Annotated in this window: 9 protein-coding genes; 1 reads left to right on the plus strand and 8 read right to left on the minus strand. The window is 56.5% G+C overall.

All coding sequences use genetic code 11. The annotated features are described in order from the left end of the window. Positions 1-145: 145 nt before the first annotated feature. The 8 genes from H0921_RS02845 to metH all read right to left on the minus strand — a co-directional run bounded on the left by H0921_RS02845 (position 146) and on the right by metH (position 12754). Positions 146-1351: a hypothetical protein gene (locus H0921_RS02845; protein ID WP_194536491.1), complete on the minus strand. Its 1206-nt coding sequence runs from the start codon at positions 1349-1351 to the stop codon at positions 146-148. A gap of 40 nt (positions 1352-1391) precedes the next feature. Beyond that, positions 1392-2069, minus strand: a complete 678-nt coding sequence (locus H0921_RS02850; RefSeq protein ID WP_194536492.1) for a 4Fe-4S single cluster domain-containing protein — start codon at positions 2067-2069, stop codon at positions 1392-1394. Positions 2070-2116: 47 nt separating this feature from the next. Further along, positions 2117-3151, minus strand: a complete 1035-nt coding sequence (gene rtcA, locus H0921_RS02855) for an RNA 3'-terminal phosphate cyclase (protein ID WP_194536493.1) — start codon at positions 3149-3151, stop codon at positions 2117-2119. A 218-nt stretch (positions 3152-3369) separates the two neighbouring features. Beyond that, a complete protein-coding gene (locus H0921_RS02860; protein ID WP_194536494.1) occupies positions 3370-4539 on the minus strand; it encodes a glycosyltransferase family 2 protein in 1170 nt (389 codons plus the stop codon). Between the two features lie 134 nt (positions 4540-4673). Then, positions 4674-5528, minus strand: coding sequence for a lysophospholipid acyltransferase family protein (locus H0921_RS02865; protein WP_194536495.1), 855 nt, complete (start codon positions 5526-5528; stop codon positions 4674-4676). 3 nt (positions 5529-5531) lie between these two features. Continuing rightward, positions 5532-7118 (minus strand): phytoene desaturase family protein, encoded by a 1587-nt coding sequence (locus H0921_RS02870; RefSeq protein WP_194536496.1) that lies wholly within the window; start codon positions 7116-7118, stop codon positions 5532-5534. A 120-nt stretch (positions 7119-7238) separates the two neighbouring features. Next, complete coding sequence (gene crtI / locus H0921_RS02875) at positions 7239-8927, minus strand: phytoene desaturase family protein (protein WP_194536672.1); 1689 nt, start codon at positions 8925-8927, stop codon at positions 7239-7241. Positions 8928-9187: 260 nt separating this feature from the next. Continuing rightward, entirely contained in the window at positions 9188-12754 is a 3567-nt protein-coding gene (metH, locus tag H0921_RS02880) for a methionine synthase (RefSeq protein WP_194536497.1), read from the minus strand. A gap of 1452 nt (positions 12755-14206) precedes the next feature. Between metH and H0921_RS02885 the strand changes: the two genes are divergently transcribed. Further along, positions 14207-15235 (plus strand): Gfo/Idh/MocA family protein, encoded by a 1029-nt coding sequence (locus H0921_RS02885; protein ID WP_194536498.1) that lies wholly within the window; start codon positions 14207-14209, stop codon positions 15233-15235. Positions 15236-15424 lie beyond the last annotated feature (189 nt).

Raw genomic sequence — 15424 nt, forward strand, 5'->3', positions numbered from 1 at the left:
TGAATTGAAGTGCTTTGATTCCTCGTAACTTCGCGAATAAGGGTGTTAGACTTTTGACACTTCAATGTGGTACCTGAGGCTCATGGTTTGCTCCTCCCTGCAACTTAGAGATTTGTCTCCGCGGACGCAGAGTCTCCTCCACAATTCACTCGCACTCGCTAGTCCGGTCCGATTCGGCTAGCGGGGTCGAGCAAGTTAGGTTGGCTCTGGATACATGCACACGCCCGACCAGTTCATCTCCCCGATGTTCTTCCCATTGCCGCAACCACCATTGTGCTATGCGGTAGTCTTCATCCCAATATCCAATATTACGGTAGTGTAGCGTCCAGCGGTGAAGGATATTGATCAAAGTGAGTGGAGCTATCAAGGCCTGTCGGGCTTTCATACGTTCCTGTACAGTACGTAATCTACCGATTTGTTCATCTATCTTTACGTTGTTTTGCCGCCTGTCCTGAAGTTGGGTAAAAGCGGGAGTCAGCCTCGCCACGGCTCGCAACAGAAACAAGGCGAGATCGGGGCGACCGGCTTGCTCCGCATCGAGCAGGAATTGGCGATAGATCAAGTAGGTGGCTACGTTCCGTTGTACCAACTCTTCCACGTCTTCTGTGTTTAGAGGAAAGTCCTTCACGAGACGCTGAAAAAGGTGGTTCTGCAATGCTTCGAGGAAAACAGAGCGTAATCCTTGAAAACAACGAGCAAATGATGGGCTGTCCACCAGATTCGCCTTAGCATACCAAGGCATGTCATCCAATTGGGATAGGGAATGCTTAGAGATTTCAGTCCTCAACATATGCGGCATGGAAAGCCAGATCCATGGATTGGAATGAAAGGCCCGGAAGGAGCATAGCTTTTTAAACGACTCGGATCGGTGGCTGTGGGCAGTTTGGACACAATCGGCAATGCGCCAGACAACAAACTCGTCCGCGGGGGTTAGGGACTTGACATCGACGGGCGGTTCCCTCATGGCTTGCGCAATCTTCGGATCCGTCGAAGTCCACCAAATGAGAAGACGGAGCGTATTGTGGGAGAAGTGAAGGGTCCGTTCAGCGAGAGGATGGCGTTCCCACAATCGACCGGACTTTTCTTGGCCGTGTTGGAGAAAGGATTCGTGCCAACCTTCGCTCGCTTTCACCAGAAACTCGACAGTGCCTTTGGCCAGGATTGTCTTGAGTAATCGGTCGGCGTTTGCGGACAACTCTTGCTGCGGCGAGGAATGATAATCCCAATTCTGTGTGTGGGGCGACGAGGCCTTACTGATTAGGAAAAGCTTTTTGGCATTGCACAGCAATTCATTCTCGAAGGGTGTGACCCCCACGCGCAGGTTTTTTCGTGGTACATCCATCATATTCATAACACAATACCGTCTCTCACTGTATCAAGGGCTAGAAAACCTAGTTGCGATTCTTTTGCCATCTTCGGATGATCCGCGTACTGGCGGCGGGATACCCATTGACGATAATTTCCCGGCCACGTACGCGAATTTCCAGGGTGTTCTTCTGGAACCAGCGTTCATCCCATGCGCAGCGCGAGGTCAAAAAATGGACCCGTTGGTTCGCGGAACCTATCCAGCGGCGCTGCGTCTCCGGCTGATCACGATCATAGGGACCATCGACCAAAATATCGGTGTGGGCAAGCAAGTTGTGGATGGCTGGGTCTTGTTTTTCCCGCAATTGTTCCAAGGTAAAGCCGCTGAAGAGCAAGACCGTTAGCCCTCGTTCCCAAGCTCCTCGTGCAATTGCGGCTGCCGCGAGAGGTTGGGCCGTAGGTTCGCCCCCCAATAATGTAATTCCTTCCAACTGGTGTTGCAGGCGGCTGCTGTCCAACAGTTCGAGGATTTCCGTCACGGTCATTGGTTTTCCACCAGCGAACGGCAAAAAATCCGGGTTACAACAACCGGGGCAACGCAGGGGGCATCCCTGAAACCAAACGGCAAACCGCCGCCCCGGTCCCTCCGCCTCCGTACAGGGTACAATCTGGGCAATCTGAGCTACAATCTCCGTAGAGGTCAATAAGGACTCGACCCGGCGTTCCGGCCTTTCCAACTGATGTAATTCCTTCGGCGGATCCATAAATTTTTGTCCGAGAGAGCAGGATGGCTAACCCGGTATTTACGGCATTATAGCACGCTGCCTATGTGCACAATACCGGAAGTCCCTTCCTCACCCTGGAGATTTATGGAGATGGGCAAGAAAGTACGCACAACATGCGCATTGGTTACGAGATGCCGGGTGATCGTGGAGGTGCGAAAGGCGCTGGATTGCTGGCTGAAGGCGAGCGGAAGCAGTAATTGATCGGCGGAATGCGGATCCACTGGGGCTTGGGAATGAAGGAAGGCAAGGGCCTCTTCCGCCGCCTCGTCCGCGACGGCTTCCGCAGGTTTCCCTCGCTCGCCGAGGGCAAAGAAGAGGGTGGGCACGGGCGTCTGCCGGAAAACGACAGCGGCCATTGTACCGGGAGATAATGCTTGCCACTGTTCCACTTGCACCACTGTTTTCAGACTTTCGGCATGCAACCGCTCTTTGAGCCGTTGAGCCTGACGTTCGGCAACGGAACGAGGCAGTCCAGCACAAGCACTCCAAACGGTGGCTGTGTCGAGATGCGGACAATCCAGCAACTGCAGGGGAAGGACGGCGGGAGCCGGCTCCAAGAGGACGCGTATTTGGCCGCCGCCACGGGGATAGAAACCGGGACGCACCAATTCCACAGCCACCTTCAATCCCATGCGTAGGAGATATGCCGACCAAGTGAGCTGCAAAAAATGCACGCAGGGTGCATTGGGAACGTGGGTCCCTCCAGTGATCACCACTTCACTGGGCTGGGTCGTTCGCAACAGCAAAGGTAAATAGATCGTTTGCAAGACCAGCGAGACCGCCCCTGCAGTGCGGATATCCCAGCGATATTGACCCGCTTGGACCTGATGCGGTTCAAAATAAAGTGTAGTTGAACCAACCTCACCCCCTTTGAAACGCGCGCGCCCCACTTCGGCGGCGGCCTTGACACAAGTCACATGCTGCGGTTGCAACCCCGGCCGACTTCGTCCTGAACGGATGTTGACCAATTTGAAAGGTTGGCCCGTCATCAACGCCAAGGTCAACGCTGAGCGGACAATTTGACCACCCCCTTCGCCAACCGAACCATCCAATTCTACCATGTGTGTGACCTCTCGCGGCGCCACAGGATTTGACTTCGGACAGTCCCATTCTACCGCTTGGACCAATCTGAGAATGCAGCTCAACTGCCACCTAAGGTGTTCGTAATGAAGCCACGGTCCCACATCCGCCTCAGCTTGCGTCCCGTCCAGAAGCAGCAGATAGCAATGGCTCTAGTTGGGGGCGATACTTGTTCTCTCTCCTTTGCGGGCGGAGGTTTTTATGCGGAGGTGCGGCCTTTCCAACCGATGGGACGGCCAATCAAAGCCAGTAAAAAGGCATACCACTGGATGGCCAATAAAAGAGTGATGGCCAAAGGATGAAACACCACACTTTCCCAGCTGTGGCGGAATCGGATTGCACTATCCCCTCGGACTCCTAGCGCGGCCACAGCGGCGATTCCCCAGAGTAAAAAAGACAGAGCAGCCGACTCTTGGCTGGCGGTGTCCTCAGCGAGCGGGAAGCTGTAGAGCAATGGCCACACAAGCAAAGCCAGAAATGGCACGACCTGGCCACAAAAGAGCACTATCGTCCAGAAGCCGATCTGAGAGGAGCTAGCCATACCTTCGCGGGCGTTTTTTGCCAGCCCATTCCAGACTTCCCGAGCAGAGCGATACATGCGGCACCAGGCCAGAGCGGTTGCGTCGGCAATATCCGTAAGAAAACCATGGCGCCGATAGGCACGGGGTAAGGTCAGGCCGTCATGGCGTGACTGGCGAATGCTTGCATGGCCGCCGACAACGTGATAAGCCTTTTGCGTTGTGACAAACCATTGGCCGCATCCTGCTCCCAGCCCCACCCAACGCCGGCGCCGCATCATCCCCAGGGGGAGAAATCCAAGAAGAATGAAGTGGATCAAGGGCAGAAGCAGCTTTTCCAACCAGGTCACCGTGATTTGCCGCGGGAAGCCGCTCACCAAAGCTGCACCACGAGTTTCGAGAAACCGGATCATCCGCAGAAGCGCATCCGGGTGAAGGCGGACATCGGCATCGAGAAAGGCCAGATATTCATACCGGCCTTGCTGGGCCAATTGATAACAGGCATGCTGCTTTCCACACCACCCCTCCGGCAAGGGCATACCCTGGATCAACCGCACCCGCTCATCCTCTTGAGCTAGTTTCTCCACGAGGTCAGCCGTGCCATCACTTGACTGATCATCGAGAACCACCACCTCGAGAATCACACCGCGGGACGCTAGGACGCTGCGGACACATTCCACGATGTTATGCTCTTCATTACGTGCAGGGATCAGGACGGAAACCGCAGGGGCGGCGGCGTTACTCTCTCCGACCTCTCCTTCAGGTGGGGGGTGAAACTGAGGCCGATTGAGCAAATACATCACGGTAGGTAGGAGAGCACAAGCGAGACAGAAAATGGCAACGATCGTCATGCGCTTCAGTTCAGAAGAGAGGAGTGGCCTAGGAATGAGAACCTCGGAGGTCCACCGGGCTGTCTGTTCCTGTGACCGCCGTGCCTGTAATCACGGTGGACCAAGACACCTTTCCATCCCCGATACCAACCCGATCAAGATACTGAGCCAGAATCTTCTCGATGCATGATTGAGGCATGTTCCGGTCTATAAGTCTCCCCCTTGAAGAAAGCCCGCACCCTTTGCCAGGATTCGTACCAACCACCCACCCCCGTCCGCCCGCTCAGAAGGGTCGCAAAGCGCTCCGCTTGCTGGCGGATGGCTTCCGCCGCTAAAGCGTCCATCGTCTGCTCCAAGGCTTTCGTGATGATCTCCGTCCACTCTTGGGCAGAACGGCCAGAAGGGGCCGACTCGATGGCTAAAGGTGTCCCGATGCGGATCAGTGCTTCCGGCGTGCGTTCTGTCCAAAAGGGATATTCCAGAGCCACGGGTAGAATCAGCCCCTGATTCAGTCGCGCCGCCAAATGGCCTACACCAGGCTCCAACGTCAAGGGGCGTGTCCGAACATCGGCGAATCGCCCTTGGGCTGTCACCCACACCGCATGTCCGGGCCGCGAGAGGAGGCTAATTCCATAACGCAAAAAGTCTGCTGCCCCGCGATATGTGTCTAACTCAATGCCGAGAAAACCCAATCGGCTCAGGAAGCGGTATCGTCCTAAGGCCTTGGCATCGATGAAGGCAAAATGTTCGTATTGGGGAAGCAAGCCGCTCAAAAACACCCCGATCAGAGGGTCCCACCAGGAGGGATGATTCAACACCACAAGCAGGGGTAACGAGCTATCCATGGGAAGAGGGCTGCCGGAGCGGGATAGCCGAACCGCGTGAAAATGTCGGGCGAGGTAGCGGCGGACATAACGGCGGAAGCCTCGGATCAGCCACTGCCAGCGCCGGGGAGGTTCCCGGAGGCGGGATGGAGCTTGATCGCGGATGGCAGCGGACCCGACAGTCATGGCTTACGACGCGGCAAAAGTTGGGGATGTTGCAGCGGGACGCACCATAGCTTTCCGTGCCACCCCATCATGATCGAGGGCATCGGCAGCGATCCAGCCGGACATCAGGACCATGGGCATACCCGGACCGGGATGAGCGGCCCCACCCGCCAGATACAAGCCACGAATATCCGGCGAGCGATTGGATGGCTTGAAGGCTCCACCCCACAGACCATGGCTAGCCAGGCCGTAGATCGCCCCTTGAAGTACATGATACCGTTCGTGAATATCTTGGGGGGTTAAGTGGGATTCCCAGACGATACGCTCTTCGATATCCGGCATTTGCCCCGTCGTCTTGAGTTTCTGAAGGATAGCGCGCCGATAGTCCGGGAACATCCGCTTCCAATCGTGATGGGGGCGTAGGTATGGGGTGTGGACTAGCACATACAATGCTTCTCCGCCGGGAGGAGCCACTGTGGCATCGGTCCGTGCCGGAGCTGCCAAATAGCATGTGGGGTCCGGGGCCGGTTCGCCGCGCTTGTAAATCGCCTCGAACTCCTCGTGAGGATCACGGGAAAAAACGAAGTTGTGGTGCTGAAGGTGATCGTATGCCTGCCGCAAACCTAAGAACAGAACCACACCGGAACATGCTGGTTCATACGGGCGCCGCCGCTCGAAGCGCCGCACCGCTTCCGGGGCCGTCGAGGCCAGCAATTCCCGATGCGTCCGCACACTGTCAGCGTTGGAAACAACGGCGGACAACGCGACCTGTTCCCCACTTTCCGTTTCTATTCCTTGAACGCGGCGGCTCCGATTCTCCACCAAGATGCGGCGAACCCCCGTCGAGGTGCGCAGCTCCACGCCCAGTTCTTGGGCCAAACGGATCAATGCTTCCGCCACCGCCCGAATCCCACCGCGGGGATACCAGACCCCTTCCTGAACTTGCATGCTCGCAATTCCGCACAACACCGCGGGGGAGGCTTCGGGATTGGAACCTACATATTGCGTGAAATGGTCGAACATCTGGGCGACTCGCGGGTCCTGATTGTAGTGGCGCACCGTGGAGGCTACGGAGTAACCCATCCGCATACGCAACACATCCCAGAGGATCGCTGGAGAACCTCCGAATTTGAGGTCCAGCATGTCGCGCATCCCGCCAATAGGCCGCCAGAAGTAGTAACGCTCCGAGATACGATGCAGTCTTTCCGCAAATTGAAGAAACGCGCGATATCCGCTGGCTGCTTGACGATTGGCAGCGAATCGCTCCAAAGCTCCCGCCATTTCGTCGACGTTTTCCCACAAGTCCAGCATACTACCGTCCGCAAAAAAGCAGCGCCATTGCGGATCCAGCCGAATGAGGGATAAGTAATCTTCCACCGAACGTCCTGCTTCTTGGAAGATCCGCCGCAGTACGCCGGGCAGGGTCAGTATGGTCGGCCCCATATCGAAGCGGAAGCCTTGAGCTTGCAGAACCGCTGCCTTGCCTCCTAGCCAAGTGCTCTTCTCGAACAGAATCACACGATAACCTCGTGCTGCCAGCGTGCAGGCCGCCGCCAAGCCTCCCAAACCGCCGCCGATCACCCCGACCTGTCCCGTCCCATTCGCATTCACTTTCGGCCTCCTTTCTACCCAGACCCTGGACCGGACTCGACGTTGTTCAAACGGTGGGCGTACCGGTCAATCCCTGGGGTCACACCCACGTGCCATCCCTGGAGTAACGTTCAAGTGTAATCACTGGGGTATCGCTACGGTAGGGGAATCCGCTGTGGGGGAGAGTTCGATGGCGCCGGTTTTATCCCTTTGGGGGGAACAAAAACCACCTGGGCGAAAGCCTAACGGCGGCGTTTGCAAAAGAGGATCATTCGTTTCGTCATCGGCACCAGGAAGACCCAACCAGCCGCTCTCCAATCCCAAGTCCTCCAGCAACAGGCGCGTGCTGATACGGGCCGACTCATAAATCACCGGTAAGCCGCTGCCCGGATGAGTGCCTCCGCCGACCAGGTACAACCCATCCAGCTCTTCAAAGCGATTGCGGGGTCGCAGGTGCAACATCTGAGACCAGGTGTGAGCCAAATTGAAGGTCGCCCCGCGATAGATAGCGTAATGCTGCTCCCAGTCCGCGGGAGTCACCATTTTTTCGACGACAATCCGCCGCTCCAGTCCTTCCAACCCGATGCGGGCCAACTGCTGCAACACTCGCGCGCGGAATGGCAGAGCTTCACGGGACCAATCGATGTTGGGATGCTGGTGGGAGACAGGAACCAGGACGTAAAGTGTACTATAACCCGGCGGCGCTAAAGAAGGATCCGTGACACACGCATTTTGCACGTAAAAGGACGGTTCGTCTGAAAGAGCATGTCGCTGTTCGATGTCAGCCAAATTGCGCCCATAGTCTGCTGCGCAGTGAATCGTATGGTGCGGCAAGTGGGTATAACAGCCTTGGACTCCCAGATAGAGCATAAAGGTGGAACAAGAGAATTTCTTGCGTTCGATACGCCGGTTGCTCCAGCGCCGACGCAATCGGTCCGGCACCAAGCGGGTAATCGCATGAGCAAAATCAGCGTTAAGGACTACAGCGTCTGCCGCAATGTCTCGCACTTTCGTGCGCACGCCCCGCACCCGACGCCCGTCCAGGATCAACTCCTCTACCGCCTCGCCCAGGTGGAAACGAACCCCCATCTCTTGGGCAATACGCGCCATCGTCTCGCTTACCGCCGAGCAGCCGCCCAATGGATGCCACACCCCGTATTCGTACTCCAGAAACGATAATATGGAGAACAAACTAGGACACTGGAACGGCGACATTCCCAGATACTTGGACTGAAAGGAAAAGGCCAGGCGCAAGCGGGGATCGACGAAGTAATCCTGGAGGAGTTTATCGAGCGACTTCCAGGGTTGAAGTTGGGGCAAGAGGCGGGCCATACGCCAGCGGAAAACATCCCGCCAACTCAAGAAGGGCATTTCCAAGCAGGGCCGGAAAGCAGCGAACTTGGGGCGATTGTCCTCCAGGAAGCGCCGAACTTGCGGCACGTCTTGAGAACTGATACGAGCCAACTCCGCTTCCAGGCGGGCGAGGTCGGGAGTCGCGTCGATGTATCCGCCAGCTCCGAAGGAGATACGGTATTGTGGGTCCAAGCGGACCATCGGAACCTCGGCGTATAAATCCCTTCCGATGTGGCGGAAGATGCGGGCTAGCACGCCGGGATATAGAAAGAAGGTGGGGCCAAGATCGAAACGAAAGCCCGCAATTTCAATTGAGGAGCAACGCCCCCCTACCCGCGGCAACCGCTCTACTACATCGACTTGAACACCAGCCCGGGCCAAAAGTAGGGCGGCAGCTAACCCTCCTGGCCCTGCGCCGATGATGACCACCCTCGTACCCGTGGATTGACGCGATCCCGACCCTGAACCCTGGGGCATGCACACTCTGGCAAGCGACATCGGTGGGCCTCATGTCTGCGGATACAGCCCTGTTCTCCGCCGTCACTCTTCCAAGACCTTGACGGCAGGCGTCCTATGGTACACCATCTATAGCCCGCTCGCAGCCCCAATTCCAACATCCCGGATCGCAACATGACATGGCTCTTGGGGCGGGGCTACTCCGGTGTGATTCCCCCGCTTCCCATAACAGGGGAAAGCAGCAATTCACTCTTCCAGGATGGAAGCGGTTCCGAAGAAGATCAGACGTTGAAATACTTGGCTTGGGGATGATGTAGGATTAGAGCTGTTGTGCTCTGCTCCGGGTGGAGTTGAAATTGCTCGCTCAGGGTGATGCCGATGCGAGTTGGATCAATCAGTTCAAACAACAGGGCCTGATCGTCCAAGCGCGGGCAGGCTGGATAACCGAAGGAGTAACGGCAACCCCGGTAATGCTTTTTGAAGATCTTTCGGATTTCATTCGCATCCTGCCCAGCGATTCCCCACTCCTGACGGATCCTGCGGTGGACATACTCAGCTAGGGCCTCGGTCGCCTCCACACTCAGTCCGTGCAAATAAAGATAATCCTGATACTGGCCTTGCTGGTACCATTGCTGGGCCACCCGGCTGACTTCCGATCCCATCGTGACCGCCATGAAGGCGACATAATCGACGCTCCGGCCGTTCTCTGTAGGCGCCACATAATCGCTCAGGCAAATCCGGTCCCCCTTCCTTTGGCGGGGGAAGGTAAAGCGAACCCAGGGTGTTGTCTGATCCTCCCGGAAGATAATGAGGCGGTTCCCTTCCCCCGCTGCTGGGAAATAGCCGTAAACGGCGGCGGGTCGCAAGATACCCTTTTCGATGCACAACGCCTGCAACTGCCGGAGTTTGGGACGGGCGACTTCCTCGATCATACGTGCGTACTCGGCTGGTGGCACTCCTCCTTTGCGAAACTGCCATTGGGTGCTGAATAACGTCAGCTCATTGAGATATTGAAAGACCTGCCCCAGGTTGAAATCCGTGATAATCCGCGATCCCAAAAACGGCGGCACTGGGATATCGGGAGCGGGACGAATGGCCAGGGATCGTTGGTCCGTGTCTTCCTCTAGACGTTGATCGTAGATGTAATATGGGTCTTCTTCCCCCGTAGCGGCGTGAAAGTGGGCTGTGTCCCGCTGGGCTGTCTGCGCGGCTTCAGCTACACTCCGAACCACCACACTGCCCACGCGAGCCAGTTTCTTACGCGCCACGATCTCATCCATGATGCGCAAGCCTTCAAAGGCGTCCTCCCCATAGTAGAGTGGTCCTTTGTACAAAGATCGCAAGTCCTCTTCCACGTACTTGCGTGTTAGCGCCGCCCCGCCCAGGATCACCGGCGGAGTCAGACCGCGCTCGTTGAGCGTGAGCAAGTCCTCTTTCATGACGAGTGTCGATTTGACCAACAAGCCGCTCAAGCCGATCGCATCCGCTCGGTGATTCTGGTACGCAGCAATGATCGCATCGATCGGCTGCTTAATCCCCAGGTTATAAACCTTGTAACCGTTATTGCTCAGGATGATATCGACCAGATTCTTGCCAATGTCGTGGACATCCCCTTTGACCGTGGCTAGAACTATGGACCCTTTCTCTGCCCCGGTCACTTTTTCCATGAACGGTTCCAGGTAAGCCACGGCGGCTTTCATGACTTCGGCCGATTGCAGCACAAAAGGCAACTGCATCTTTCCGCTGCCGAAGAGATCGCCCACTACCTTCATGCCCTCTAGCAGAATGTTGTTGATGATGTCCAAAGGCGAATACCGCTGCATAGCGGCGTCCAAGTCCGCCTGCAAAGTGTCTCGCCGGCCTTGGATGATCGCTTGCCGCAACCGTTCTTCTACCGTTTCACCGAGGGAAACTTGCTTTTTCCCTTCCCCTTTCTTGCCCGCGTAATGCTCGATGAGGAGTTGCAAGGGGTCTTCGATGCAGTTGCCTGCCGCATCAAAGACACGTTCGTCAAAGAGGAGCCGGCGGCACAACTCCCGCCCGCGCTCATCGATCGCCGAGAGCGGGAGAATCTTGGCGGCATGCAAAATAGCCGAGTCTAGACCGTACTCGATCGCATAGTGCAGATAGACGCTGTTGAGTACCTGCCGCGCGTAGGGACTTAAGCCAAAGGAACAGTTGGACAAACCGATGTGGGTGAGCGCCCCTGGGAGGTTCTGCTTGATCAGGCGGATGGCTTCAAAAGTGTGGATCGCACTCTTGCGCGTCTGTTCCTGACCTGTGGACACGGGAAAAACGAGCGGATCGAAAAGCAGATCGGACGGCGGGATGCCATATTCCCGGACACAAATGTCATAGATGCGGGAAGCAACGTCCAACTTCCATTGGGCCGTGTCCGCTTGGCCCCGCTCATCGATCGTCAGTGCCACCAAGGCCGCCCCGTACTTCTTCGCCAGGCGGACCTTTGGGTCGAGCGACTTACGACCATCCTCCAAATTGATGGAGTTGATAATGGCCTTGCCCGAACAGCATTTCAAACCGGCCTCGATGACATCCGGCTCCGTGCTATCGAGCATGATCGGCTTGCTGAGCACCGCATTGAAACGCCGGATAACTTCACGCATGTCCCGCACGCCATCGCGTCCGACATAATCGACACAGACATCGAGCACATGCACCCCTTCGCGTTCCTGTTCGCGGGCCATTTCGACCAGGCCATTCCAGTCCTCTTTTTCCAAGAGTTCGCGGAACTTGCGGGAGCCGTTGGTATTCGTGCGTTCGCCGACATAGAGGGGGCGCGGCTCGACCATCAATTCCTGGGCACCCTGGAGACTCGAAACCGCAGCGATGGGAACGGGCTGTCGCGGCGGAGGTTTCAAGCCGGCGAGGCGCTGCACGACGACGCGCAAATGCTCATGGGTCGTACCGCAACACCCGCCGACAATGTTGACCCCATACTCGCGCACAAAGCGTTCCAGCCACTCGGCGAGCGGTTCAGGGCGGAGGGGAAAATGGGTTTCTCCCCCGCAGGTCTCCGGCAAACCTGCGTTAGGCAAGACGCTGAGTAACTTGCGGCAGTGGCGGCTAAGATGGCGAATCCCGTCATGCATCAAGTCCGGACCGACGCCGCAATTCATGCCGATGACATCGATTCCCTCAATCGCTTCCAAGGCCACCAAAGCGGCGGGTACATCTGTGCCGGGCAACATCTTCTGCCGCTCGTCAATAATCGTGATCTGCACCATCAGCGGTAGGCGCACCCCGGCTTTCTCCATCTCCTCTAAAGCCGTGATTGCCACGCATTTGGCCTGCAATATGTCGAAACAGGTCTCGATGAGAATGGCATCGACCCGTTCCTCAATCATGATCTGCAACTGCCGTCGGTAGGAATCGGCCAGTGTGTCGAAGTCCACGTGGATCGCCGGATCGATGAGCGAAGGCATCCGCGTCCCAGGACCGACAGAACCGATGACAAAACGCGGGCGGTCCGGGGTGCTGAACTCCGCAGCCACTTCCTTAGCCAAGCGGATGTTGAGGCGATTGATCTCCTCCAGTTTCTCGCCCATGCCGAACTCTTCGAGAACTAGCCGGGAGGAGTTGAAGGTATTCGTCTCAATCCCGTCGCAACCCACAGCCAGAAAGCCGCGGTGGATTTCCCGAATCCATTCCGGGTGGGTGTAAACCAGGGCATCTGACAGGTTCATCAAATGCTTGCCGCTGGGCGACCAGCCCCAATCTTCATCTTTTGGCTTGTAACGATGGAGGCTAGTGCCCATCCCCCCGTCCAAGATCACGACACGCTGCTGCGCCAACTGCAATAAAGGATGCTGATCGTGATCGTGACTCATAGGTTTCTCGGTGCGGTCCTAAGCGGGGAAACAATGCCAAACCTCAACACCCAAGACGCTCCACCACCTCGGTCCCCCGCGATGGCCGAGCCGACCAATCCGCCGGCTAGACCAACGATTATGTTAGGAGACCGCGCTCAAGCTGTGGCGCTGGGCAATTCATAGCCATTCTACCGCTTTGCAGCCAAAGGACAGAGAACACGAGCTGCCATCGCTCGTGCGGAAAGGAAGTCGCAAAAGATGAGGAGAGGAGAAAAACCAGTCGGCCCGTCTCATCCGTGGACGGGCCGACCAGTCCGGGCCTGTTTATTCTGGCATCCTGCCTCAGGCCGACACAGGCGACAGTGGGGGGCTACCCGTGGCGAGGCAGAGGAAGCGCTATCCGCCTCTGGTGTCATCCTGACGCCCCTTCCGTCGCCTCCTTGCGCGGAAATAACGGGGCCTGTTCCACCGTCCGCCTTGTGTTTCCATTCCTCAGCCGCTCATCTCCCGCATAGCCTCGCCATGCCGGAGCCATTGCGACTGAACCAACCTTGCTGGTGGACTATCCTGAGACATCCTGTTCCTTACCCTTCTTCCGTGCGGCGAAACCTGACATCAGACATCTCGCCAAAATCACGGCAGTGGGCGATCCGCCATCATGCGGGCAACACAATGGGCACATGCAGAGGGGATATGGTCCCGACGAAGAGAGCATGGCCTGGCATCATGGGAACTTCCTCGATCAGGAACAATGAAGCATGTGGGGAGAAAAATACCGTTTGTGGCGAAGATGTCAACAGAGAAAAAGCTGGCGAGAGGTTGTCAATCCCCAGTGTTCCGAGATTCTACGACTTTAGCAAGTTAGAACGACGCATTTCTGACAATGTCCTGGCATTCCACTGTCATTCTACCGTCACTAGCGTGAGAAAATAGACTGACAAATGCTACCTAACTCTTGATAATTCAGGAAGTTGTGGAAAAATGATCCCATCGAGAAGAAATCGAGAAGAAAAAAATGAAAAAAGAAAAGATGCCTCCACCTGTGCCGTGTGAGCCGTACTTCGGGAACCCGCCAAATCAGAGTGGGAACCTCTCGGATGAGTTTTGGATCCCGCTACAATCACGTCCAGGAGACGTGGACGGGCTTGCAAGCGTCATCCGACTTCAATGAAGGCTCCCTCGGCAGGTTGTGTCGGTTCGCCGTATAGTAGGGCGCTCAAGCACGAACACCGCAGAGGCATCGATAACATCATACACTGCAAACCGCTATTTGCCAAATGCCCGGTATAAGGAATGCGCAACACCTGCAGGGAACAAAGTGGTAGCCTCCCTCGGCAAACAGAAGGAATGACAGGAAAATTCCCATTATTAGGGAGCGGGAAAGACTGGCGATCTCAAGTCCCGTCGATAGTGGTAACAGGGCTGTAGTCATCAGCGAATGTCTTGCACCCTCGCCTAGGAGATGGAACTATGGTGCGGATTGGGATTGTGGGCATTGGTTTCATGGGGCGGATCCATTATCTTGCGGCTCAACGGTTGCATGGAGCGCGAGTGGCAGCCATTTGCAGCCGCGACCCTGCCAAACGCGCCGGCGATTGGCGCTCTACACGCGGAAATTTCGGGCCGGAGCCTGGCTTCGTGGACCTCAGCGGCGTCAAAACTTACGCCCAATTCCCTGAGATGCTGGCGGACCCGGAAATCGACCTTGTCGACATCTGTACCGTGACCGACCAGCACGCTCCTATGGCGCTGGCGGCGCTCCAAGCCGGCAAACATGTGCTCGTTGAAAAAGCTATCGCCCTGACCCCCCAACAAGCCGACACGATGGTCGCCGCCGCCCGACAAGCCGGCAAACTTCTGATGGTGGCGCATGTATTGCCGTTTTTCCCGGAATTCCGCTTCGCTGCGGAAGCAATCCGTTCCGGACGTTATGGCCGGATTCTCGCCGCTCACTTCCAGCGGGTGATCTCCAAGCCGGATTGGTCCGCAGAGATCGCCGATGCGAGCAAAACCGGTGGCCCGGCTGTGGATCTGCACATTCACGACACCCACTTCATTGCTTGGACCTGCGGGGTTCCTCAGGCCGTCTTCGCTATCGGCACCCAAGAAGGGGAAGCCGTCACCTACCTGACCACTTCGTATCTGTACGGTCCCAAGGGACCCGCAGTGACTTGCTCCAGTGGAGCCATTTGCATGAAAGGACGTCCCTTCGTTCACGGCTACGAAATCTATCTCGAACAAGCCACTTTGGTTTATTCTTCCAATGGCATACCCCTCACGGTTCTGACCGCCGATGGACGGACGGAGCATCCCCAACTTGCCGGCGGGGGTGACCCCTTGTCTGCTTTCGCCGAAGAATTGCAAACGGCTGCGAATAGCGTCCTTAGCGGGCAAGAACCAGATGTTCTTTCCGGACAATTGGCCCGCGATGCTCTCGTCCTTTGCCACCGGGAATGCGACTCCGTTCGCTCGGGACAAATCATTCCCTTCAAGAGCTGATCGCAGAACTGATCTAGTGAATCCACCTTACCTTATGGAGGCACAAATCACTTCAAGCAACTCCCTTCTAAGACGAAGCATGGCTGAATCCGATCAGGTCAAACTATCCCTTTTTTCCTCCTACAGGTTTTCCAAACCGTAAAGGCTCTCCCATTTTTCCTGTCTCCTTCCCCAATCTGATCAGAACAG

Source organism: Thermogemmata fonticola, assembly GCF_013694095.1.
GTDB lineage: Bacteria > Planctomycetota > Planctomycetia > Gemmatales > Gemmataceae > Thermogemmata > Thermogemmata fonticola.